At 59.6% G+C, this 24,138-nt stretch carries 22 protein-coding genes; 8 read left to right on the forward strand and 14 right to left on the reverse strand.

The genetic code is table 11. The features are described from left to right. Nucleotides 1–111 precede the first annotated feature (111 nt). Both ACA072_RS08045 and ACA072_RS08050 read right to left on the reverse strand, forming a co-directional pair. Nucleotides 112–831, reverse strand: coding sequence for an SDR family oxidoreductase (locus ACA072_RS08045; RefSeq protein WP_497623894.1), 720 nt, complete (start codon nt 829–831; stop codon nt 112–114). Between the two features lie 170 nt (nt 832–1,001). Beyond that, nucleotides 1,002–2,207, reverse strand: coding sequence for an MFS transporter (locus ACA072_RS08050; RefSeq protein ID WP_497623895.1), 1,206 nt, complete (start codon nt 2,205–2,207; stop codon nt 1,002–1,004). Nucleotides 2,208–2,442: 235 nt separating this feature from the next. Here ACA072_RS08050 and ACA072_RS08055 point away from each other — a divergent pair, with 235 nt between their 5' ends. Further along, on the forward strand, nt 2,443–3,072 hold the full coding sequence (locus tag ACA072_RS08055; RefSeq protein WP_497623896.1) for a hypothetical protein: 630 nt from the start codon (nt 2,443–2,445) through the stop codon (nt 3,070–3,072). Nucleotides 3,073–3,263: 191 nt separating this feature from the next. Here the strand turns inward: ACA072_RS08055 and ACA072_RS08060 are convergent, their stop codons facing one another. The 8 genes from ACA072_RS08060 to gcl all read right to left on the reverse strand — a co-directional run bounded on the left by ACA072_RS08060 (nt 3,264) and on the right by gcl (nt 12,867). Then, nucleotides 3,264–4,262, reverse strand: coding sequence for a sulfate ABC transporter substrate-binding protein (locus tag ACA072_RS08060; protein WP_497623897.1), 999 nt, complete (start codon nt 4,260–4,262; stop codon nt 3,264–3,266). Nucleotides 4,263–4,366: 104 nt separating this feature from the next. After that, entirely contained in the window at nt 4,367–5,191 is an 825-nt protein-coding gene (locus tag ACA072_RS08065) for an ion transporter (protein WP_497623898.1), read from the reverse strand. A gap of 21 nt (nt 5,192–5,212) precedes the next feature. Further along, entirely contained in the window at nt 5,213–6,127 is a 915-nt protein-coding gene (locus tag ACA072_RS08070; protein ID WP_497623899.1) for an urea transporter, read from the reverse strand. A gap of 162 nt (nt 6,128–6,289) precedes the next feature. Continuing rightward, nucleotides 6,290–7,705 carry a pyruvate kinase gene (gene pyk / locus ACA072_RS08075; protein ID WP_497623900.1) on the reverse strand — a complete coding sequence of 472 codons (1,416 nt, stop codon included), beginning with the start codon at nt 7,703–7,705 and terminating at the stop codon, nt 6,290–6,292. Further along, complete coding sequence (locus ACA072_RS08080) at nt 7,695–8,975, reverse strand: glycerate kinase type-2 family protein (RefSeq protein ID WP_497623901.1); 1,281 nt, start codon at nt 8,973–8,975, stop codon at nt 7,695–7,697. Before ACA072_RS08080 ends, pyk begins: the two co-directional genes overlap by 11 nt. A 153-nt stretch (nt 8,976–9,128) precedes the next feature. Further along, nucleotides 9,129–10,019 (reverse strand): 2-hydroxy-3-oxopropionate reductase, encoded by an 891-nt coding sequence (locus ACA072_RS08085; protein WP_497623902.1) that lies wholly within the window; start codon nt 10,017–10,019, stop codon nt 9,129–9,131. Nucleotides 10,020–10,170: 151 nt separating this feature from the next. Further along, entirely contained in the window at nt 10,171–10,953 is a 783-nt protein-coding gene (gene hyi / locus ACA072_RS08090) for a hydroxypyruvate isomerase (protein WP_131061573.1), read from the reverse strand. A 138-nt stretch (nt 10,954–11,091) separates the two neighbouring features. Continuing rightward, a complete protein-coding gene (gene gcl / locus ACA072_RS08095; protein ID WP_150712114.1) occupies nt 11,092–12,867 on the reverse strand; it encodes a glyoxylate carboligase in 1,776 nt (591 codons plus the stop codon). 267 nt (nt 12,868–13,134) lie between these two features. On the opposite strand from gcl, the gene ACA072_RS08100 reads away from it, so the two are divergent. Beyond that, on the forward strand, nt 13,135–13,575 hold the full coding sequence (locus ACA072_RS08100) for a GlcG/HbpS family heme-binding protein (RefSeq protein WP_497623903.1): 441 nt from the start codon (nt 13,135–13,137) through the stop codon (nt 13,573–13,575). Nucleotides 13,576–13,788: 213 nt separating this feature from the next. Further along, nucleotides 13,789–14,247, forward strand: coding sequence for an REP-associated tyrosine transposase (locus tag ACA072_RS08105; protein ID WP_497623904.1), 459 nt, complete (start codon nt 13,789–13,791; stop codon nt 14,245–14,247). Between the two features lie 109 nt (nt 14,248–14,356). Here ACA072_RS08105 and ACA072_RS08110 read toward each other — a convergent pair whose 3' ends face one another. After that, a complete protein-coding gene (locus ACA072_RS08110; protein ID WP_497623905.1) occupies nt 14,357–14,965 on the reverse strand; it encodes a TetR/AcrR family transcriptional regulator in 609 nt (202 codons plus the stop codon). Nucleotides 14,966–15,099: 134 nt separating this feature from the next. Here ACA072_RS08110 and ACA072_RS08115 point away from each other — a divergent pair, with 134 nt between their 5' ends. Next, nucleotides 15,100–16,014, forward strand: a complete 915-nt coding sequence (locus tag ACA072_RS08115; protein WP_497623906.1) for a DUF808 domain-containing protein — start codon at nt 15,100–15,102, stop codon at nt 16,012–16,014. 191 nt (nt 16,015–16,205) lie between these two features. Here ACA072_RS08115 and ACA072_RS08120 read toward each other — a convergent pair whose 3' ends face one another. Beyond that, nucleotides 16,206–16,994, reverse strand: a complete 789-nt coding sequence (locus ACA072_RS08120; RefSeq protein WP_497623907.1) for an MlaA family lipoprotein — start codon at nt 16,992–16,994, stop codon at nt 16,206–16,208. Further along, nucleotides 16,987–18,285, reverse strand: a complete 1,299-nt coding sequence (locus tag ACA072_RS08125; RefSeq protein WP_497623908.1) for a serine/threonine protein kinase — start codon at nt 18,283–18,285, stop codon at nt 16,987–16,989. The genes ACA072_RS08120 and ACA072_RS08125 overlap by 8 nt, the downstream gene beginning before the upstream one ends. Before the next feature lie 224 nt (nt 18,286–18,509). Here ACA072_RS08125 and ACA072_RS08130 point away from each other — a divergent pair, with 224 nt between their 5' ends. After that, the gene (locus ACA072_RS08130; protein WP_497623909.1) at nt 18,510–18,878 is read left to right on the forward strand and encodes a hypothetical protein; all 369 of its coding nucleotides are present in this window, start codon (nt 18,510–18,512) and stop codon (nt 18,876–18,878) included. 124 nt (nt 18,879–19,002) lie between these two features. Here the strand turns inward: ACA072_RS08130 and ACA072_RS08135 are convergent, their stop codons facing one another. After that, a complete protein-coding gene (locus tag ACA072_RS08135; RefSeq protein ID WP_497623910.1) occupies nt 19,003–20,598 on the reverse strand; it encodes a glycoside hydrolase family 17 protein in 1,596 nt (531 codons plus the stop codon). Nucleotides 20,599–20,897: 299 nt separating this feature from the next. Between ACA072_RS08135 and ACA072_RS08140 the strand changes: the two genes are divergently transcribed. From ACA072_RS08140 to ACA072_RS08150, 3 genes are all read left to right on the forward strand, one after another. After that, nucleotides 20,898–21,749, forward strand: coding sequence for a glycine betaine ABC transporter substrate-binding protein (locus ACA072_RS08140; protein WP_497623911.1), 852 nt, complete (start codon nt 20,898–20,900; stop codon nt 21,747–21,749). A 205-nt stretch (nt 21,750–21,954) separates the two neighbouring features. After that, nucleotides 21,955–22,266: a DUF485 domain-containing protein gene (locus ACA072_RS08145; RefSeq protein WP_497623912.1), complete on the forward strand. Its 312-nt coding sequence runs from the start codon at nt 21,955–21,957 to the stop codon at nt 22,264–22,266. Next, on the forward strand, nt 22,263–23,921 hold the full coding sequence (locus tag ACA072_RS08150; protein WP_497623913.1) for a cation acetate symporter: 1,659 nt from the start codon (nt 22,263–22,265) through the stop codon (nt 23,919–23,921). Before ACA072_RS08145 ends, ACA072_RS08150 begins: the two co-directional genes overlap by 4 nt. Nucleotides 23,922–24,138 lie beyond the last annotated feature (217 nt).

A 24,138-nucleotide genomic window follows, 5' to 3' on the forward strand; every position in this document is an offset into this window, starting at 1 on the left:
AACTGTGGGAGCGGGCTTGCTCGCGAATACGGACTGACATACACCAATAATGTCCATTGATACACCGCATTCGCGAGCAAGCCCGCTCCCACAGGGGATCCGTGTATTCAGTTAAAACGCGGCTTTGCCGATTGAAGAGCCGCCATCGACAAACAAGGTTTGCCCGGTGATAAAACCGCTCTGCTCGGACAGCAAAAACGCAATGGCCGCCGCGATCTCGTGCGGCTGCCCCAACCGACCCATCGGCACACCCGCCAGATACCGCGCTTCGCCTTCGCTGCCCGGCGGGTTGTTGGTGCGGAACAGTTCCGTTTCCGTCGGCCCTGGCGCCACGGCGTTGACGGTCACGCCGGTTTGCGCCAGTTCCAGCGCCCAGGAACGCGTGAAGCTGATCAGCGCTGCTTTGGCTGCCGCGTACGCCGTGCGCTGGGTGATCCCGAGTACCGTCAAACTGGAAATATTCACCACCCGACCCCAGCCCTTGGCGCGCATGTTCGGCAGCAGCGCCTGAGTAGCCTGCAACGCCGAATGCAGGTTGACCCGCATCACGTCGTCGAAGGTATCGAGGTCGATTTCGCCCAGTACTTGGGGGCGAACCAGGCCGACGTTATTCACCAGCCCATCAAATTCGTACGTCCTGGCCAGATCCGCCAGCACCTCCTGAGTCAGCGTCCTGTCACTCAAATCCAGCGGAAACAGAATCCCGGGGAATGACAGGTCAGGCGTGCGGGCAATCCCGACCACCCGATGCCCCGCGCGGTCCAGATGCTCGGCCACTGCCCGACCAATGCCTTTGCTGGCACCGGTAATGAGAAAGGTACGTCGGGTCATTGCAAACTCCTTGAAAGAACATGCCGCCGGGGCAGGCGGCATTTGAACGGGTCAGGCTCGAATCGCATCCAGCTTCGCTTCAGGCTCTGGACGCTGAGTGTAATCCGGGTTGGCCCGGTTCTTACAAGGATCTGCAGGGACAAGTTCTTACCCGCGAAGCTTTTGACGCCTTATACAGTCGCCAACGAAGCCTTCGGCGAAACACTCAAAAACCGCAACAACGCCAACAGCGGAAATGCACTGCCCACAATCACGATCCACAGCCAGCCGCCATGCTCATACACCGCACTGGCCACGGAGGAGCCAAACGCGCCGCCGATGAAGATGCTGGTCATGTACAACGCATTCAAGCGGCTGCGGCTTTTGGCATCGAGGGCGTAGACCGCGCGTTGGCCGAGGACCATGTTCATCTGCACGCAGAAGTCGAGGACCACGCCGGTGACCGCGAGGCCGATGACGCTGTAGGCCGGGTGGATGAACGCTGGCAGAAAGCTCAGGCTGGCGAAGAGCAGGGCCAGCAGCGAAGCGATGCGGGTGTGGCCAGCATCGGCCAGTCGACCGGCAATCGGCGCGGCGATCGCACCAATGGCACCAACCAGCGCAAAAATCGCGATCTGGGTTTGCGACAGGCCATGATTGCGCGCCAGTTCCAGCGGCACGGCGGTCCAGAACAGGCTGAACGTGGCGAACATGCAGCCCTGGTAGAACGCACGCTGACGCAACACCGGTTGCTGGCGCAACAGCGTCCACAGGGAACCCAGCAATTGGCCATAAGAAGCGCTGTGATCAGGCTGGCGCTTGGGGATCGTCAGTGCCAGCACCAGGCTGATCGCCGCCATCAATACCGCCGCGATCACAAACATCGCGCGCCAGCCGAAGTGGTCAGCCACGACACTGGACACCGGCCGCGCCAGCAGAATCCCCAGCAGCAGCCCGCCCATAATCCCGCCGACGACCCGACCGCGCGACTCTTCCGGCGCGAGGTGCGCCGCCAGTGGAATCAGGATTTGCACCGACACCGAACTGAAACCCACCAGCAATGAGATCAGCAAAAACACATTCGGCTGATCGGTGAACGCCGCACCCAAGAGGCTGGCAATCGCCACCACGGTGGTGATGATCATCAACCGGCGGTTTTCCAGCAGATCGCCCAGCGGAACGAGGAAGAACAGACCCAACGCGTAACCGATCTGGGTCAGCGAAACGATCAGGCTGGCCATGGTGCTGGTCAGGCCGATGTCCGGCGCGATCAGGCCGATGATCGGCTGGGCATAGTAAATGTTGGCCACAATCGCGCCACAGCAGAAGGCAAACAGCATCACCATGCCTTTGGTCATTGTCGCGGTGCCGTGGGGCACCTGGGTCGCTGGGTTCATAACGTGTCTCGCTGAACAAAAGGGGAATGCGCGCAGGCTAAAGAGGTATCGGATTCGGCAGAAGAGGGATTGGAGTGATAGCAATCATTCCATTGCGGAATGGGTGATGGACGTGAGTGCCGTCCATCGACGAACCTTGCGTCGAAACATTGAACTCCGATGATACATTCACTTACATCCTGTTCGATAGCGTGCTTATGTTCTCCTTCACGATTCATAACCGGAAGGCACTTCCATGAATGCGATGTTTCGTCACCTTGTTCGCGGCGCTTCAGTTGTCACCTTGATCGGCATGTTCACGGCAGGTCTGGCCCAGGCCGCCGACGCGCCGGGAATGCGCATTGGCGTGCGCGGCGAGATCACCGGGGTCAGCCCCGATGCCTTGAAAGTCCACGTCAACACCGGCGAAAACGTGGTGATCAATCTGACCCAGGACACCAAAGCCCGCGCCGTTACCCTGGCCAATATCGAAGACATCAAACCCGGCAGCTACATCGGCTCGGCCGCTATTCCACAAGACGATGGCACCTTGAAGGCGCTGGAAGTCCACGTCTTTCCACCGGAGCTGGCGGGCAGCGGCGACGGGCATCGGCCGTTCGATCTGGTCAAGGGCAGCAGCATGACCAACGGCAGCGTAGGCGATCTGGTGGTGAGCAATGGCCGGGTGTTGACCGTCAACTACAAGGGCGGGCAGCAGAAGATCCTGGTGCCGGAAGATGTGCCGATCGTGAACCTGATGCCGGGGGATCGGAGTTTGCTGAAGGTGGGGGTGAAGATTGTGACGTTTGTGACCCAAAGTGCTGACGGGACGCTGACGGCGCAATCCATTTCGGCGGGCAAGGATGGGGTTACACCACCGATGTAACGGCATGTCCAAAACCCTGTGGGAGCGGGCTTGCTCGCGAAGAGGCCGTGTCAGTCGCCGTCAATGTCCAATGACACACCGCTTTCGCGAGCAAGCCCGCTCCCACAGGGGATCTTCAGGGAACACAGATCTTGTGTTCGACCATAAAAAAAGCGACCTCTGAAGGTCGCCTTTTTCATTCAGCTCAGGAATTACTGGCCGCTGTAGATCTGATCAAAGACCCCACCATCATTAAAGTGGGTCTTCTGTACCGTCCTCCAGTCACCAAAGGTCTTCTCCACCGACAGGAAGTCAACTTTCGGGAAACGATCGGTGTACTTGGCCAGCACCGCCGGATCACGCGGGCGCAGGTAGTTGGCCGCCGCTATTTCCTGACCTTCCGGCGACCACAGGTACTTCAGGTATTCCTCGGCCGCCGCGCGGGTGCCTTTCTTGTCGACGGTTTTGTCGACCACCGACACCGGCGGCTCGGCTTCAGCGGAGACGCTCGGGTAGATCACTTCGAATTGTTCACGACCAAACTCACGTGCAATCATTTCCGCTTCGTTTTCGAAGGTCACCAGTACGTCACCGAGCTGGTTGGTCATGAACGTGGTGGTGGCTGCGCGGCCACCGGTATCCAGCACCGGCGCTTGCTTGAACAGCTTGCCGACGAAGTCTTTGGCCTTGTTCTCGTCGCCGCCGTTTTTCAGCACATAACCCCAGGCGGACAGGTAGGTGTAGCGACCGTTACCCGAGGTCTTCGGGTTCGGCACGATCACTTGCACGCCATCCTTGAGCAGGTCGGGCCAGTCTTTCAGGGCTTTCGGGTTGCCTTTGCGAACGATAAACACGGTAGCCGAGGTGAATGGCGCGCTGTTGTTCGGCAGGCGGGTGACCCAGTTGTCCGGGACCAGTTTGCCGTTGTCCGCCAGGGCGTTGATGTCGGTGGCCATGTTCATGGTGATGACGTCAGCCGGCAGGCCATCGATCACCGAGCGCGCCTGTTTGCTGGAGCCGCCGAAGGACATCTGCAGGGTGATGTTCTCGTTGTGCTCGGCTTGCCAGTGTTTCTGGAATGCAGTGTTGTAGTCCTTGTAGAAATCGCGCATCACGTCGTAGGAAACGTTGAGCAGGGTCGGTGCGGCCTGAGCCACGCTGGTCAGTGCCAGGCCAGCGGCCAGAAGTGAGGCGCCAAAGAGTTTTTTCACTGCGCATTCCTTGTTCTATAAAGTTTTTATTTAAAAAGTGAGGCAATTTGCTAGCGACTATAACTGGGCTCGCATAGGCCTTTAAAGATTAAAAAGCACTTTGCTTATTCCAGTTTCTTAAACAATGCATTGCCGCAGCGGGAGCAAAATGCTGCGCCATGTTCATGGCTGCTTTTCTTGCACACCGGGCAGTCGTGTTGCAGCTGTTCACCGCGCATAGCGTTAGCCAGTTCGGCGGTGAAAATCCCGGTGGGCACGGCGATGATCGAGTAGCCGGTGATCATCACCAGCGACGAAATCACCTGGCCCAGCGGCGTCTTGGGCACGATGTCGCCGAAGCCCACCGTGGTCAACGTGACGATCGCCCAGTAAATGCCTTTGGGAATGCTAGTGAAGCCGTGTTGCGGGCCTTCGATCACGTACATCAGCGTGCCGAACACCGTAACCAACGTGCAGACGCTGACCAGAAACACCACGATCTTCTGCTTGCTGCCGCGCAGCGCCGACATCAGGTAGTTGGCTTGCTTGAGGTACGGGCTGAGCTTGAGCACGCGGAAAATCCGCAGCATCCGAATGATCCGGATGATCAGCAGGTACTGGGCATCGGCGTAATACAGCGCGAGGATGCCGGGCACGATCGCCAGCAAATCCACCAGCCCATAAAAGCTGAACGCGTAGCGCAACGGCTTGGGCGAGCAGTACAGGCGCAAGCCATATTCGATGGCGAAGATGACGGTGAAGCCCCACTCGATGTAGGCCAGCACGTCGGCGTAGTTCTTGTGGACCGTGTCGATGCTGTCGAGCATCACGATCACGATGCTGGCGAGGATGATCAACAGCAGAATGCCGTCGAAGCGCCGCCCCGCCTTGGTGTCACTCTGGAAAACCATGACGTAAAGCTCTTCACGCCAGTTTCTGCTGCTGTCCATGGATACCGCCTGAACCAATGATCAGCGAAGCCTAGGTTGATTCTCCTCCAGAGTGCAAGGCGTTCGGGCGACAGGGGGCTTGCCGAGCAGTTGAGCAACCGTGCGGATCAGCCAACAGGCGAGGATGAACGGCGCGGTCAGCGTTGGCAGACCGATGACGGCAAACACCGGCGTCAGCACCAGCGCTGAGGCAATACCGAGCAGCGGCAGCCAGGGTTTCTGGCGTTGCGAGCTGAAGGCGAGGGCGGCGAGTACGGCGTTGTAGCCACCGAGGCCGATCAATGCGCTATAGAAGTCGTGATGCAGCAGGCTCCAGCCCATGCCCGCGACAGACGCCAACAACGCCCAGCAGAATGCGCGGCGATCAGCGATCAGCAACCCCACGGCAATCATCGCACCGGCCAGTGGATGACCGAGGAACATCACCTGACCTAGGCCTTTCAGGGGTGCTGCGAGCAAGTTCAGCGTACTGATTTCGATCAGGTGCGCATTGGTCGAGGGCGTGGCGAAGCACAGCAGCAACCAGCCCAGCCCCACGAAGGGCGCCGTATAGGCAGGCAGGTAGTGGCTGACCCGTACCCGTTTGAGCCACTGTTGAGTGAACATCGCACTCAGTCCACCCGCCGCGATGATCAGCGGCGGCAACAGCGCGGACCAGGGGAAATAGAGGCTCAGCAGCAGGCCGAGGAGGACACCGTTGTAACTGAACAGCCCGGCCTGACGATCGGCCTTGGCGTAGCCGCGACGTTGCGCGGTGAGCAAGCCGGCGACTCCGCCCAGCAGTGCACCGCCAAGCAGGGTGGGCGCGGTGAAAAGAATCGCCAACAGGCACAGCAGACCGCACAGCGGATGGCGCTGGAGGAAGATCTGGCTGAAACCGTTGAGCAGGGCAGTCGCCCAATCGGGGCAGTGGGTGTTGAAGTGGTTGGCAGGCATGGCAGTTCTGAAAGTCAAAGGGAGCGAGTCGGTCGAGCGCGACCCCGGCTCATCGCCAGCAGGCTGGCTCCCACACTGAATCTCAGTTCAGTCTTGATTCCGTGATCGACACAAAACCAATGTGGGAGCCAGCCTGCTGGCGATGAGGCCGGTATGGGCGCTCTAGATCAACGTCTCGATACGCAGTGAGTTAGTCGACCCAGGCTGCCCAAACGGCACACCCGCCGTGATCAATAAAGTGTCCCCGCGCTGCGCCATCCCCTGCGCCTGCGCAATCTCCAGCGCCGTCGAGCACACTTCATCCACCTGCCGCAGCCGGTCATTGACCACCGAATGCACGCCCCACGCCACGGTCAAGCGCCGCGCCGTCTGCAGGTTCGGCGTCAGGTTGAGGATCGGCACCGTCGGCCGTTCCCGCGCCGCACGCAAACTCGAGGTGCCGGACTCGCTGTAATTCACCAGCACCGCCACCGGCAGCACATTGCTGATGCGGCGGATCGCGCAACTGATCGCATCAGAAACAGTCGCCTCAGCCTTCGGCCGGCTCACGTCCAGTTGCGCCTGATAATCCGGGCCGTTTTCCACTTGGCGAATGATCTTGCTCATCATCTGCACCGCTTCCAGCGGGTACTCGCCGGACGCGGTTTCCGCCGATAGCATCACCGCATCGGCACCTTCAGCCACGGCGTTGGCCACGTCGGTGACTTCGGCGCGGGTCGGGGCCGGGGAGAAGCGCATCGATTCGAGCATCTGCGTCGCCACCACCACCGGTTTGCCGAGTTCGCGGCAAATGGTGATGATGTTTTTCTGAATCTGCGGCACGCTTTCGGCCGGTACTTCCACGCCAAGATCACCGCGAGCGACCATGATCGCGTCGCTCAATTCGGCGATCTCGCGCAGTTGAGTCACGGCCGATGGCTTCTCGATCTTGGCCATCAAGAACGCTTTGTCGCCGATCAGTTCGCGGGCTTCGCGGATGTCTTCCGGACGCTGCACGAACGACAGCGCGACCCAGTCCACACCCAGCTCCAGACCGAAGCTCAAATCGCGACGGTCCTTAGCGGTCAGCGGGCTCAATTCCAGCACCGCTTGCGGCACGTTCACCCCTTTGCGGTCCGAGAGTTCGCCGCCGTTGAGCACCGTGGTATCGATCGCGTCGGCGTACTTGGTGACCACGCGCAGACGCAGTTTGCCGTCATCGAGCAGCAGGTCCATGCCAGGTTCCAGCGCGGCGATGATTTCCGGGTGAGGCAGGTTGACCCGGCGCTGATCACCCGGCGTCGGATCAAGGTCCAGGCGCAGGGCCTGGCCGCGATGCAGTTGCACCTTGCCTTCAGCAAACTTGCCGACCCGAAGTTTCGGGCCTTGCAGGTCCATCAGAATGCCCAGCGGATAATTCAGCTGGCGTTCGACTTCACGAATCCATTGATAACGCTGAGCGTGGTCGGCGTGATCGCCGTGGCTGAAGTTCAGGCGAAAGATGTTGACCCCGGCCTGCACCAGCTCACGGATGTCATCGATCCCGTCGGTGGCAGGGCCGAGGGTGGCGAGGATTTTAACCTTCTTGTCAGGCGTCATTTTTTGGGCTCTCGAGAATCAGGATGGCACGGAAGTCGTTGACGTTGGTGCGGGTCGGCTCGGTGACGATCAGTGCGTCCAGCGCCTCGAAATAGCCGTAGCCATTGTTGTTGTCCAACTCATCGCTGGCGCTCAAGCCGAGGGCGGCGGCGCGGGCGTAGCTCTCTGGCGTCATGATCGCGCCGGCGTTGTCTTCGGAACCGTCGATGCCGTCGGTGTCACCGGCCAGGGCGTAGACGCCGGGCAGGCCTTTGAGGCTGTCGGTGAGGCTGAGCAGGAATTCGGCGTTGCGTCCGCCACGGCCATTGCCGCGCACGGTGACGGTGGTTTCGCCGCCAGACAAAATCACGCACGGCGCCGCCAACGGTTGGCCGTGAAGGACCACTTGCCGGGCGATACCGGCGTGCACCTTGGCCACATCGCGGGATTCGCCTTCCAGGTCGCCGAGGATCAGCGGGCTGAAACCGGCCTGACGGGCTTTCACCGCAGCGGCTTCAAGGGATTGTTGAGGACGGGCGATCAACTGGAAATGGCTGCGTGCCAGGCTCGGATCACCGGGTTTGACCGTCTCCGACTCCGGGCTCTGCAACCAGGTGCGCACCGAGGCCGGAACGTCGATACCGTAGCGTTTGAGGATCGCCAATGCTTCAGCCGAAGTGCTCGGGTCGGCCACGGTCGGGCCGGAAGCGATGACCGTGGCGAGGTCGCCCGGTACATCGGAAATCGCATAGGTATATACAGTGGCCGGCCAGCAGGCCTTGCCGAGGCGGCCGCCCTTGATCGCCGAGAGGTGCTTGCGCACGCAATTCATCTCGCCGATGGTGGCGCCGGATTTGAGCAGGGCTTTGTTGATCGATTGCTTGTCGGCGAGGGTGATGCCGGCCGCCGGCAATGCCAGCAGGGCAGAACCGCCACCCGAGAGCAGGAAGATCACGCGGTCGTCTCCGGTCAGGTTGCTGACCAGTTCAAACACGCGCTTGGCGACGGCTTGACCGGCAGCGTCCGGCACCGGGTGAGCGGCTTCGACGACTTCGATTTTTTCGCACGGGGCGCCGTGGCCGTAACGGGTGACCACCAGACCGGAGACTTCACCCTGCCAGCAACGCTCGACCACCTGAGCCATGGCGGCCGCGGCTTTGCCGGCGCCAATGACGATCACCCGACCGCTACGATCTTCAGGCAAATGGGCTTCGAGGACTTGCTGCGGATGGGCCGCGTCGATGGCTGTGGCAAACAGCTCGCGCAGGAATTGTTGCGGATCGACCGACATGGCGGGCTCCCGGAATTCTTGTTATTTGAAAGGGCAACTCAGATCCTGTGGGAGCTAGCCCTGCTAGCGATTCAGGCGCCGAGGTCTATCAGACACACCGCGTCGATTTCATCGCTAGCAGGCTAGCTCCCACAGGTTTTATGCAGGGCTTGCTTACTTATCGCGAATCGAGAAGTTCGCCATGTGTTCCAAACCTTTGATCAGCGCCGAGTGGTCCCAGTTGCTGCCACCGATGGCCGCGCAGGTGCTGAATACTTGCTGGGCGTTGGCGGTATTCGGCAGGTTGATGTTCAGTTCCTTGGCGCCTTGCAGGGCCAGGTTCAGATCCTTCTGGTGCAGGCTGATGCGGAAGCCCGGATCGAAGGTGCCTTTGATCATGCGCTCGCCGTGTACTTCAAGGATCTTCGACGAAGCGAAACCACCCATCAACGCTTCACGGACCTTGGCTGGATCGGCACCGTTTTTCGCGGCGAACAGCAGGGCTTCGGCCACGGCCTGGATGTTCAACGCGACGATGATCTGGTTTGCCACTTTCGCGGTTTGACCGTCGCCGTTGCCGCCGACCATGGTGATGTTCTTGCCCATGGCCTGGAACAGCGGCAGTGCGCGTTCGAAGGCATCGGCATCGCCACCGACCATGATGCTCAGGCTAGCGGCCTTGGCGCCGACTTCACCGCCGGACACTGGCGCATCGAGGTATTGCGCGCCTTTTTCATTGACCTTGGCCGCAAAGGCTTTGGTGGCGGTCGGCGAGATCGAGCTCATGTCGATGACAATTTTGCCTTTGCCCACACCGGCCGCAACACCGTCGGCGCGGAACAGCACGTCGTCGACCTGCGGGGTATCCGGCACCATGATGATGATGAATTCAGCTTCCTGGGCGACTTCTTTCGGGTTCGCCAGGGCGATGGCGCCTCCGGCAATCAGGTCGGCCGGGGCGGCGTCGTGGTGCGCCGACAGGAACAGGCTATGACCGGCTTTCTGCAGGTTCAACGCCATTGGGTGGCCCATGATGCCGGTGCCGATAAATCCGATTTTAGCCATGAGAAATTCCTCTTGTTTTTGTGTAGCTCAAGCAAATAGGGGAGTGCTTTGGGTGGGAGCGGGCTTGCTCGCGAATGCGGTGGACCATTCAGCATCCATGTCGACTGACCCACCGCATTCGCGAGCAAGCCCGCTCCCACAGGGATCTGTGTCAGATCGCGTTATGGGTTTTGAGCCAGCCCAGACCCGCTTCCGTGGTGGTCAGCGGCTTGTATTCACAGCCAACCCAACCCTGATAACCGATGCGGTCCAGGTGTTCGAACAGGAAGCGGTAGTTGATTTCACCGGTGCCCGGTTCGTTACGCCCCGGGTTGTCGGCCAACTGGATGTGGTTGATCTCGCCCAAGTGCGCAGCCATGGTGCGGGCCAGGTCGCCCTCCATGATTTGCATGTGGTAGATGTCGTATTGCAGGAACAGGTTGGCGCTGCCGACTTGTTCGCGAATCGACAGGGCCTGCGCCGTGTTGTTCAGGTAGAAACCCGGGATGTCGCGGGTGTTGATCGCTTCCATCACCAGCTTGATGCCCGCCGCTTGCAGCTTGTCGGCGGCGTACTTGAGGTTGGCAACGAAGGTTTTTTCCACGGTGGCATCGTCGACACCTTGTGGACGAATACCGGCCAGGCAGTTGACCTGGGTGTTGCCCAGTACTTGTGCGTAAGCGATCGCCAGATCGACACCGGCGCGGAACTCTTCAACCCGGTCCGGCAGGCACGCGATACCGCGTTCGCCCTTGGCCCAGTCACCGGCCGGCAGGTTGAACAGCACCTGGGTCAGGCCGTTGGCGTCGAGCTTGGCCTTGATCTCGGCGGAGCTGAAGTCGTAGGGGAACAGGTATTCGACACCACTGAAGCCGGCCTTGGCGGCCGCTTCGAAACGGGCAAGAAAATCCTGCTCAGTGAACAGCATGGACAGGTTGGCTGCGAAACGCGGCATGGTGGTCTCCCGAAAGTATGTGCAGATCCCCTGTGGGAGCCAGCCTGCTGGCGATAGCGGTGGGACAGTCAACATCAATGTTGAATGTGCCGGCCTCATCGCGAGCAGGCTCGCTCCCACAGGGAGAGCGGTCAGCTGTTAGTCCAGCAACGAAATCGCGGTTGGCGCATCGTTGCCGACCAGCGCCAGGTCTTCGAATTCGTTGACGGCGTTGATCTCGGTGCCCATGGAAATGTTGGTGACGCGCTCCAGGATAATCTCGACGATCACCGGCACCTTGAACTCTTCGATCAGCTCCTGGGCCTTGCGCAAGGCAGGCTGGATCTGACCCGGCTCGAACACCCGCAGCGCCTTGCAGCCGAGGCCTTCGGCGACCGCGACATGGTCGACACCGTAACCGTTGAGTTCCGGAGCGTTCAGGTTATCGAAGGACAGCTGCACGCAGTAGTCCATGTCGAAACCGCGCTGAGCCTGACGAATCAGCCCCAGGTACGAATTGTTGACCACAACGTGGATGTACGGCAGCTTGAACTGCGCGCCCACCGCCAACTCTTCGATCATGAACTGGAAATCATAGTCGCCCGACAGTGCCACGACCTTGCGGGTCGGATCGGCCTTGACCACGCCCAGCGCTGCCGGAATGGTCCAGCCCAACGGGCCGGCCTGACCGCAGTTGATCCAGTGACGCGGCTTGTAGACGTGCAGGAACTGCGCGCCGGCAATCTGCGACAGACCGATGGTGCTGACGTAGCACGTGTCCTTGCCGAACACCTGGTTCATCTCTTCGTAAACGCGCTGCGGCTTGACCGGCACGTTGTCGAAGTGAGTCTTGCGCTGCAGGCTGGCTTTGCGTTGTTGGCAGTCTTGCAGCCAGGCGCTACGGTTTTTCAGCTTGCCGGCGGCTTGCCATTCACGAGCGACTTCGATGAACACGGTCAGCGCGGCAGCGGCGTCGGAAACGATGCCCAGGTCCGGGTTGAACACGCGGCCGATTTGCGTCGGCTCGATGTCGACGTGAATGAACTTGCGGCCTTCGGTGTACACATCGATCGAACCGGTGTGACGGTTGGCCCAACGGTTACCGACGCCCAAGACCACGTCGGACTTCAGCAGGGTGGCATTGCCGTAACGGTGCGACGTCTGCAAGCCCACCATGCCGACCATCAGCGGGTGGTCGTCCGGGATCGTGCCCCAGCCCATCAGGGTCGGGATAACCGGGATACCGGTCAACTCGGCGAACTCCACCAGCAATTCGCTGGCGTCGGCATTGATGATGCCGCCACCGGCCACCAGCAATGGGCGTTCGGCCTGATCGAGCATGGCCAGGGCCTTCTCGATTTGCACGCGGTTGGCGGTTGGCTTGGCCAGCGGCAGTGGCTCGTAGGCGTCGATGTCGAATTCGATTTCGGCCATCTGCACGTCGAACGGCAGGTCGATCAGCACCGGGCCTGGACGGCCGGAGCGCATTTCATAGAAGGCTTTCTGGAATGCATACGGCACCTGGCCCGGTTCCATGACCGTAGTCGCCCACTTGGTCACTGGCTTGACGATGGTGGTGATGTCGACAGCCTGGAAGTCTTCCTTGTGCATACGGGCGCGGGGTGCTTGCCCGGTGATGCACAGAATCGGGATCGAGTCGGCCGAGGCGCTGTAGAGCCCGGTGACCATGTCGGTGCCGGCCGGGCCGGAAGTGCCGATGCACACGCCAATGTTGCCGGCCTTGGTGCGGGTGTAGCCCTCGGCCATGTGCGAGGCACCTTCAACGTGGCGCGCGAGGACGTGATCGATGCCACCGACCTTCTGCAAGGCGGAGTACAGCGGGTTGATCGCGGCGCCCGGGATGCCAAAAGCGGTATCAACCCCTTCGCGGCGCATCACCAGAACGGCGGCTTCGATTGCTCTCATTTTGCTCATTGTTTTGTGCCTCTTACGTTTTGTAATTGTATACAAGTGGCTTTGCGCAGAGTTTATTCACGGCGGACGGCGCAGGTCAATCCATTTTCTCAAGCGGTCGTTTCATTCGTCGGAAGCCCGTTCTGCTGTGGCTTTTCGTCGCATGTGGCGCTTTTCGAAAATTATTGTATACAAAAAAATAACTCATTGTGTTCTATTTGTTGCATTGGGCTGCGGCACAAACGCGCAGTACCTCCGCTTTCCCTATAACAAAATGAGGACGGCACCATGAGCGCTTTAACCTTGAAAGTTGCAGTCAACCTGATCGATCAGGCCATCACCGCAGGCCGTGCAATCTCCGCGGCCCCACTCACCATCGCGGTACTGGATGCCGGCGGACACGTGATTAGCCTGCAACGCGAAGACGGCGCGAGCCTGCTGCGCCCACAGGTCGCCATCGGCAAAGCCTGGGGCGCCATCGCCCTCGGCAAAGGCTCACGCCTGCTGGCGCTGGACGCCCAGCAACGCCCGGCCTTCTTCGCCGCGCTGAACAGCCTGGGGCAGGGCAGCGTCGTGCCGGCACCGGGCGGTGTGTTGATTCGGGATCAGGACGGGAACGTGCTGGGGGCGGTGGGGATCAGCGGGGATCTGTCAGATGTTGACGAGCAGTGTGCGATCAGTGCGATCGAGGCGGTGGGGTTGAGGGCTGATGCGGGGGTGACGGCTTGATTTCGTATTGATTGATCTATCGCCATCGCCAGCAGGCTGGCTCCCACAGGGGATGTTTGTCGCACACGAATGTTGTGTTCACAGAGATCCAGTGTGGGAGCTAGCCTGCTAGCGATGACGGACTACCAGACACATCCAGCTAAATGTCTCCCCGCCCTTGGGCGATTTCAGGTCTAGCCTTCCAGATGAGTTAATCATGCAAGGGGCAAAGGAATGCCTGATCTACCCGCTTCAAATCGCTTGCGCATTGGCCGCTATGCCGAATCCAATCGGATTTACCTGCTGACTACCAATACACACGACCGAAAGCCAATATTCAAAGACTTCACCTTGGGTAGAGTGGTGGTTAATCAATTTCGCTGCGCTCAGGATCAAGGCATCGCGAATTCACTGGCCTGGGTTGTCATGCCCGATCATTTCCATTGGCTGGTCGAGTTACAGCAAGGATCATTAGGTGACCTGATGCAAAAGACCAAATCACTGAGCACCAAAGCGGTGAATCAGTTTACTGGCCGCAAGATCGCCCTCTGGCAGAAAGGTTTTCACGACCGGGCTCTGCGGCGGGAAGAGGATTTGGTGAAATTGGCCCGGTATGTCGTGGCCAACCCGTTGCGGGCTGGGCTGGTGGAAAAGCTTGGCGACTATCCGTTGTGGGATGCTGTTTGGGTTTGAGCTGAAACCGAGCCGCCTTCATCGCTAGCAGGCTAGCTCCCACAGGGGATTGGTGAACGCCACAGATCCAATGTGGGAGCTAGCCTGCTAGCGATAAATGCACCGCGGTCTACCTGTCCGGCTCACACCCCTTCAGCACCAACCGAATAATCGTCTGCGCCGCCGCTTCATAGTCCTCTTCATCCAGCTTGGCCTTGCCCGTGATGGCGGTGATTTGCCAGTCAAAGTCGGCATAGGTCTGGGTCGCGGCCCAGATGCTGAACATCAGGTGGTTAGGATCAATCGGGGCGATCTGGCCGCGGTCGATCCAGGTCTGGATGCAGTCGATGTTGTGCCTGGCCTGGCCGTTGAGCTGTTCCACCAGGTCGGCGCTCAGATGCGGGGCGCCGTGCATGATTTCGCTAGCGAACACCTTGGAGGCGAAGGGCAGGTCGCGGGAGATGCGGATTTTCGAGCGGATGTAGCCGCTCAGCACTTCGCTGGGCACGCCGTCGGCGTTGAACGGCGTCGAGGCCTGCAGAATTGGCTCAATGATGCTTTCCAGGACCTCACGGTAGAGGTTTTCCTTGGATTTGAAGTAGTAATAGACGTTCGGCTTGGGCAATCCCGCCTTGGCTGCGATATCACTGGTTTTGGTCGCAGCGAAGCCCTTGTCGGCAAATTCTTCACTGGCGGCACGCAGGATCAGTTGTTTGTTGCGCTCGCGGATAGTGCTCATAAACCAGGGGGTTCCTTGCCTGTTCTGGCGGTTGCGCATGGTAGCACCGGCCTCGCGCGGCGCTCAAGAATGCCCCGTGTGGCGCTCGGTCGCGCTATGCTGCGCAGCATTCATTCCAGAAGGACACTTGATTCATGGCAGGAAGCAGTTTGCTGTTGCTGATCGATGACATTGCCGCGGTACTCGACGATGTGGCGTTGATGACCAAGATGGCGGCCAAGAAGACCGCCGGCGTACTCGGCGATGATCTGGCGCTGAATGCCCAACAGGTTTCCGGTGTACGTGCCGAGCGGGAAATCCCGGTCGTATGGGCGGTGGCCAAGGGCTCGTTTCTCAACAAGCTGATCCTGGTGCCGTCAGCCCTGGCCATCAGTGCATTCATTCCCTGGCTGGTCACGCCATTGTTGATGATCGGCGGCGCGTACCTGTGCTTCGAGGGTTTCGAGAAACTCGCCCACAAATTCCTGCACAGCAAGGCTGAAGACCAGGCCGAGCATGCGGAACTGGTCGAAGCAGTGGCTGATCCGGCGGTCGACCTGGTGGCATTCGAGCAGGACAAGATCAAGGGCGCCATCCGTACTGACTTCATCCTGTCGGCAGAAATCATCGCCATCACCCTCGGCACCGTGGCGGATGCGTCGTTGACCCAACAGGTCATCGTGCTGTCGGGCATCGCCATCGTCATGACCATTGGTGTTTATGGCCTGGTGGCAGGCATCGTCAAGCTCGATGACCTCGGCCTGTGGCTGACCCAGAAGCCCGGGCAGATGGCCAAAAGCATCGGCGGCGGGATTCTGCGCGCAGCGCCGTACATGATGAAAAGCCTGTCGGTGATTGGTACGGCGGCTATGTTCCTCGTGGGCGGCGGAATCCTGACCCATGGCGTGCCGGTGGTTCATCACTGGATTGAAAGCGTCAGCGCGGGGGCGGGCGGTGCCGGGTTTATCGTGCCGACGTTGCTGAATGCGGTGGCGGGGATAGTCGCGGGTGCGGTGGTGTTGGCCGGTGTGATGGTCGTCAGCAAACTCTGGAAAGCGCTGAAAAGCTAAAGCCTGGCACGGTCCAACTGTGGTAGCGGGCTTGCTCGCGAATGCGGTCGATCAGTTGACGGAGAAGTTGACTGACATGACGCCTTCGCGAGCAAGCCCGCTCCCACATTGGGTTTTGTGGTGTTTGGGGTTTCGCGCATTAAAAAGGCCATTCGATCTGCATCGAATGGCCTTTTTTGTTGCCGCTGGAATTACTCGGCGATCTGCAACTTGCGTGACTCGGTGTACACGTAACGCACTTTCTCGTACTCGAACGGCGAGTTCAGCTGGCCATAGCGGAAGCTGTTCTGGTAGCGCTTGTCGACACCGCGCAGGGCCCAGACTTCAGGATGGTTGGAGCTGACTTCCGAGACGTTCAGGAAGTTGATCGCCGATTCGGCGCTAAAGTCCACCACCAGGCCGCCGGTGTCGCGGATGTTCGAAGGGCCAAGGATCGGCAACACGAAGTAAGCGCCGCCCGGTACACCGTAGAAGCCCAGGGTCTGGCCGAAGTCTTCGGCCTGACGCGGCAGGCCCATGGCGGTGGCCGGGTCCCACAGGCCGGCGATGCCGATGGTGGTGTTGAGCAGCAGGCGCGCGGTGGTTTCCATCGAACGCTTGCCTTTGAACTGCAGCAGGCTGTTCATCAGGTTCGGCACATCGCCGATGTTATTGAAGAAGTTGCTCACGCCGGTGCGCAGGAAACTCGGGGTGATGTAACGATAACCGTCGACCACCGGCAGGAACACCCATTGGTCGAAGCGGTAGTTGAAGTGATAAACCCGCCGGTTCCACTCTTCCAGCGGGTCGTAGACGTTCAGCGCGTTGAGCGTGGAGCGTTCGAACTCGCGCTGATCCAGCCCCGGGTTGAACTTGAGTTTGCTCAGCGGTTCCTTGAAACCGTCACTGTCGACCACGACAGGGGCGTTGGCTTTGCTGTTGTCTGCATTGGCGACGCCTGCACAGAGTAACGCAGCGATAAGCAGGAGGTATTTAGCCACGGAAGAACTCCAGCATAGCGTCGCTGTTGACGCGGTAATTTAGGTTGCCGCAATGGCCGCCCAGTGGATAAACGGTCAAACGATCGCCGAAGGTCTTGCGCAGGAAGCCGAGGTCGCCAGGGCCGAGGATCACGTCGTCGGCGTTGTGCATGACGGCGATTTTCGGGCTGTCGTGCAGGTAATCCTTGAGTGCATACAGGCTGACCTGATCGATCAGTTGCAGCAGGCTGCCGCCGTCGGTGCGGGCGCGCCACATCGGGATCACTTGTTCGGTGATGTAGCAGTCGAAGTCGCATTGCAGCGCCCGCTTGAGGAACGGCGTGAGGCTGGTGCCTTCGGTGATCGGGTACTTCGGCGGGGTGATCAGGCCGCGACGGTTAATCAGGTCCGAGGTGAAGGCAATATCGGCCGCCGAGAAGCGGAACGAAGTGCCGATCAGCATGGCCATCTGTTCGTTGGTCAGGTGCTGCTTGGACTGCTGGAAGTCGTAGAGCAAGGCATCGTTGAGGTCGATGTAGCCTTTTTGCTGGAAGTAGCGGGTCAGTTTGTTCAGCACCAGTTCATAGAACGTGGTGCTGTTGTTGATGCCCTTGACCTCGGTCTGGACCAGTTTGTCCAGGTTGGTGATCGAGGTGTAAAGGTTGACCGGCGGGTTGAGCAGCAAGACTTTCTTGAAGTTGAAGCTGCGACGGGTTTCGTCCAGGTGCGCGACGAAGGCAGCGTCCAGCGCGCCCAGGCTGTAACCGGTCAGGTAGTAATCGGTGACGGGGACGTTCGGGTTTTGCGCCCGCACGGCCTGCATCACCCGGTACATGTCTTCGGCATCTTCCTTGGTGATACCCGGTGTGGCAAAGCGTGAAGCCGCGCTCATGAAGTCGAAGCTGGTGGGCGACGACAGTTGCACCACGTGATAACCAGCCTTGTAGTAGAGCTTTTTCAGGTATTCGTTGAGGCTGCTGTCATAACGCGCGCCGGTGCCGGCGATCAGGAAGATCAGCGGCGCTGCCTTGTCTTGCGTGGCGATGCGGTAGGTCAGCTTTTTGACCGGCCAGAAGTTGTCTGGCAGTTCGAATTCACGCTCCGGGCGCAGGGTCACGCTGCGTGTCTGTTGGTCGATGTCCTCGTCCAGCGGCAGCTCCGGACGCAGGTCTGGCGGAGTCGTGGCGATGGTTGCCTCGAACGGGTTGGTCAAGGGGTAGCCATAACTGGCGGCGTCGATGTCGACCGCCAGTGCGGACGCACTCAAAATAAGGCCGCCAAACAGGGCGGCGAAGCGCAAGGAACGGAGCATGACTAGATCCCTTAGAGGAAGGTGCCGAATGAAGTTCGCAGGCTATGACCACGGGGTTTGCGCCAAAGTGCCATGCTGCGGCACCAATCAGGGCGTATTTCGGATCAATAGTAGCTGGACGATACACTTTGCAGCTATTTCGTGACCAATTATCTGTTGCGCGCGTTTGCTTAGTGCTGTCGGGGGATTAAGCTGGCCGCCGTTTTCGCTTATTGGAGTGCTTCATGTCCCGCCGTCTGCCTGTGATTCTGCTGCTCGTTTTGCTGCCTTTATGGCTGGCCGCCAGTTATGGCGCGCGTTATGGCTTTATGGAGGATGCGCAGTGGGTTGGCCTCTGCGTGGACGAGGCGAGCCGTTGGGAATGCCAGGTTCGTTCGAGCCTGGGCTTGATGATTCACTTCAAGGTGTTGGGCTACGCCGCATTGGCCGCCGCGATCCTCGGGTTTGTGGTGCCGGGCCGGGCGGGGTGGTGGCTGGCGGTGCTGGCGCTGGTATTCGGAATTCCGGCGCTGGCGTTGTACAACACTACTTTGGCTGTTTTTGCGGTGGTGATTGCAGGGTTGCGTCTGGTTCGGGCGTCTCGTAGCGCCTGAGAGTCAGTCTTCGCGGGCAAGCCACGCTCCCACAGGATCTTTGTCGTACACAAAATCTGTATTCGCTGAAGAACCCTGTGGGAGCGTGGCTTGCCCGCGATGAGGCCGGTAGCCGCGCAGAAGATCAGCCCTTGCGAACCCGCAAACAGCGCCACAACGCCGCCACCATCAACACACTCACCAGCGCCCAACCCCAGGCCTGCTGGTTCTGCAACCCTTCAACGAACAGCTGCGGCGCAATGCCGGCGCCGATGATGAAGGTCAGCAGGGCGATTTCACGGCGCGGCGCGCTCACCGGGCGGCACAGGTAAACCAGCGCCGGGAGGATGAACGCGACACTCGGGAAACTGCGGTAGCGCGGGTCGAGCACCAGTTCCAGCATCATCACCGCCGCCGCAAAACCTGCTGCAGCAACCAGCCAGCCCGCTCGACGCTCCAGGGCATTGAACGCACGCTCACGCCAGCCGGTACGAGCACTCAGGGTCAGTGCTGCATGGGCCAGCACCAGTAGGTTCAAACCCGTCAGCAACGCCACCCACAACCATTCACTGGCAAAACGCGTCGTGACACGCGCCAAATCGCCCCAGGCGCCAATCGAGCACGCGGCCAGTGCGCCGAGCAGCGGCAATACCAAGGCAGCGCGCGTGGTGCGTACACGCCCGCCGAGCATCAGCGTGCCAAGGAAGATCAAGCCGCCAACGGCCAGCCACTGCGACCAGTACGGCACGTTCGACACAGGGCCGGCCAACACGCCCTTGTCCTGACGATCAGCATCGAACAGCCCCCAGTAACCACCGACGGCCCCTTCGCTGGCGCGTTTCCACGGCTGGTCGAACGCCTCGATCAGGTTGTAATGCCAGCCTTGCTGTTCGGCCATGATGACAAAACCGCGGATGAACTTGGCTTCATTGACCCGGCTCGGCAGGGCGGTTTCGCGTTGGCGGCCTTCGCTCGGCCAGCCGGTTTCGCCAATCACCACGTCCTTGGGCGCGAATTTGTTGCCGAACACCTGACGCACTTCAGCCACATGCTGCAGCGCTGCGTCAATGTTCGAGGGATCATCTTCCCAGTACGGCAGCAAATGGATGGTCAGGAAATCCACCGCTGGGGCGATTTCCGGGTGCTTGAGCCAAAACTCCCAGACGTCGGCGTAAGTGACCGGCTGCTTGACCTGGCTTTTGACTTTATTGATCAGCCTCGCCAGCTGCGCCCCCGTGATTTCCTTGCGCAACAGGGTTTCGTTGCCGACGATCACCGAGGTCACCACGTCCGCGTTGGCGTTGGCCGAGGCAATCAGCAGGTCGACTTCTTTCTCGGTGTCCACCGGGTTGCTATTGACCCAGGCGCCGATCATCAGTTTCAGACCATGCTTGCGGGCCAGATCGGGCACCGCCTCGAGGCCGGTCATGGAATAAGTGCGGATGCACTCGAAGCTTTTGGCCAGCAGCGCGAGGTCGGCGTCCATGCGCTCGGGGCGCAACTTGAACGGCACGTCGTACGGTGACTGGTCCTTGTCGAACGGGGTGTAGGAGGCGCATTGCAGCTTGTGCGTCGCGCTGGCCACGTCCGGCAGAATCACCGGTTTGCCGAGGCCGTACCAGAAGCCGCCGAGGGCAAACAGCCCGAGCAGGCAAGCGAAGAGATAAGCCAGAAAAGGAAAGCGGGATGTCGCGGGCATGGTCAGGCCGTCTGGGAGCAAAGCCGCGCATGTTACCTGCATTTGCCCCGCGCTTGGGCCCTTGCATGATTTTGACATGCAAAGTTCGAGCGGATTGGCCTGGGGGCTTTCTGTGCACTAGATTAATGGCGATCTGATGTCGTTTCTCGATGCCTTGAGGTCGCTGACAGAGCAGGTCGCGGTTGTCGTCAGGTTGATGATCGATGCATCAGTGCTCCCATGGAAAATCACGCTGATGTTCGAACGAGTTTGCGGTGGGCGTGATGGGCGCGCTGTGCACCATAACAATACGTTGACGCGACTCGGCATCCGTCGAGCGCAGCACTTTCGGGGAAGTAACGATGAAGATGCGACGACTTTTAGGCGCCGGTGCCGCTCTGGTGCTTGCGATTGGCTCCACGATGGCCAATGCCGAGAGCAAAACCCTGAGCATCGGTTACGTTGACGGTTGGTCCGACAGCGTCGCGACCACGCATGTGGCCGCCGAAGTGATCAAGCAAAAGCTGGGTTATGACGTGAAACTGCAAGCCGTCGCCACCGGGATCATGTGGCAGGGCGTGGCCACCGGCAAACTCGACGCCATGTTGTCTGCCTGGCTGCCGGTGACTCACGGCGACTACTGGACCAAGAACAAGGATCAAGTCGTCGATTACGGCCCGAACTTCAAGGATGCAAAAATCGGCTTGATCGTGCCGGAATACGTCAAGGCCAAAACCATTGATGACCTGAAAACTGACGACACCTTCAAGAAACGCATCGTCGGTATCGACGCTGGTTCGGGTGTGATGCTTAAAACCGAGCAGGCGATCAAGGATTACGACCTGACCGGGTATCAACTCAAGGCCAGTTCCGGCGCCGGCATGATTGCCGAGCTGACCCGTGCCGAGAAGAAAAACGAATCCATCGCTGTCACCGGTTGGGTGCCGCACTGGATGTTCGCCAAGTGGAAACTGCGCTTCCTGGACGATCCGAAAGGCGTTTATGGCGCGGCTGAAACCGTAAACAGCATCGGTAGCAAAGAACTTGCAACCAAGGCACCGGAAGTGGCCAAGTTCCTGAAGAACTTCCAGTGGGCCTCGAAAGACGAAATCGGCGAAGTCATGTTGGCGATCCAGGATGGCGCCAAACCTGAAGCCGCTGCGAAGGATTGGGTGGCCAAACACCCTGAACGCGTCGCGGACTGGACCAAGTGATTTGAGCTGAAGGCTCTATTCAGTACCTCTCAAGGCCCCTTGGCATATTTGCCAAGGGGCCTTTTGCTTTTCCCTGTGGGAGTGGATGCTGAAAAATGGCGATTCTGTCATGTCGTTCTAATACTAAGGTCGTCTGGAACCAGTTCCGCAGCCGCATAGAGTGGATAACGTTCCAACTTTAATCTGTGCTGCGAGGATAAAAACAATGAACGACAGCATTTACCTCTCGATTCAAAACAGCCCGCGCTTCAAGGAGCTGGTTAGCAAGCGAGAAAAGTTCGCCTGGATTCTTTCAGCGATCATGCTTGGGCTTTACTCCGGATTCATCCTTTTGATTGCTTACGGGCCGCATATTCTGGGCGCGAAAATCAACCCCGAATCTTCGATTACCTGGGGGATACCGATTGGTGTCGGGCTGATTCTTTCGGCCTTTGTCCTGACTGCGATCTACGTGCGACGCGCCAATGGCGAATTCGACGACCTGAACAATCTGATTCTCAAGGAGGCTCAGCAATGATCCGGCGTCTATTGGCTTTATTGAGTGTTGCAGCCTTCGCACCGGGTGCCTGGGCGGCTGAAGCCCTGACCGGTGCCGTGCAGAAACAACCGCTGAACGTCGCCGCGATCCTGATGTTCGTGGCGTTCGTCGGCGCGACTTTGTATATCACCTACTGGGCCTCCAAGAAAAACAACTCGGCAGCCGACTACTATGCGGCCGGTGGCAAGATCACCGGTTTCCAGAATGGTCTGGCGATTGCCGGTGACTACATGTCCGCGGCGTCCTTCCTGGGTATTTCCGCCCTGGTGTTCACTTCCGGCTACGATGGCCTGATCTACTCGATCGGCTTCCTGGTGGGCTGGCCGATCATTCTGTTCCTGATCGCCGAGCGCCTGCGTAACCTGGGTAAGTACACCTTTGCCGACGTGGCGTCCTACCGCCTTGGGCAAACCCAGATTCGCTCGCTGTCCGCTTGCGGTTCGCTGGTGGTGGTAGCGTTCTACCTGATCGCGCAAATGGTCGGGGCCGGCAAGCTGATCCAGTTGCTGTTCGGTCTGGATTACCACGTAGCGGTGATCCTGGTCGGCGTCCTGATGTGCATGTACGTGCTGTTCGGCGGCATGTTGGCGACCACTTGGGTGCAGATCATCAAGGCCGTGCTGTTGCTGTCCGGTGCCTCGTTCATGGCGCTGATGGTGATGAAGCACGTCAACTTTGACTTCAACACGCTGTTCTCCGAGGCGATCAAGGTTCACGCCAAAGGCGAAGCGATCATGAGCCCGGGCGGCCTGGTGAAAGATCCGGTGTCCGCGTTCTCCCTCGGCCTGGCACTGATGTTTGGTACCGCTGGCCTGCCGCACATCCTGATGCGCTTCTTCACCGTGAGTGACGCGAAGGAAGCCCGCAAGAGCGTGCTGTATGCAACCGGCTTCATTGGCTACTTCTACATCCTGACCTTCATCATCGGCTTCGGCGCGATCCTGCTGGTCAGCACCAATCCGGCCTTTAAAGATGCGGCTGGCGCGCTGTTGGGCGGTAACAACATGGCGGCGGTGCACCTGGCCAACGCGGTGGGTGGCAGTATTTTCCTGGGCTTCATCTCGGCGGTAGCGTTCGCGACCATTCTGGCAGTGGTTGCCGGTTTGACTCTGGCCGGTGCTTCGGCGGTGTCTCACGACCTGTATGCCAGCGTGATCAAGAAAGGCAAGGCCAACGAGAAGGACGAGATCCGTGTCTCGAAAATCACCACCATCGCTTTGGCGGTGCTGGCGATCGGCCTGGGCATTCTGTTCGAAAGCCAGAACATTGCGTTCATGGTGGGCCTGGCGTTCTCCATCGCGGCGAGCTGTAACTTCCCGGTGCTGCTGCTCTCCATGTACTGGAAGAAGCTGACCACTCGCGGTGCGATGATCGGTGGCTGGTTGGGTCTGGTGAGTGCGGTTGGCTTGATGGTGCTTGGGCCGACCATCTGGGTGCAGATCCTGCATCACGAGAAGGCTATCTTCCCGTATGAGTACCCGGCGCTGTTTTCCATGGCCATTGCGTTCATCGGGATCTGGTTCTTCTCGATCACTGACAAGTCCGCGGCTGGCGTTAATGAGCGTGCGCTGTTCTTCCCGCAGTTTGTTCGTTCGCAGACCGGGTTGGGGGCGAGTGGGGCGGTTTCTCACTAAGGCTTCGAGGTTGTCTGTGTAAGTTGCGTTGAACGAAAAATGCCCCGGTCGAGAGATCGGGGCATTTTTTATTGGGCTCGGCGTTGACTCTTTGGGAGCTGGCCTGCGTGATGGCGGCCTGATAGCCGACCATGTTCTTGGTGGTTGTGTGTATATCCATTCCTGCGGTAACGGCCACTTAGGGTTTCGCCCTTACGGCGACTCACTTTTTTTACAA

Source organism: Pseudomonas sp. LBUM1656, assembly GCF_059716065.1.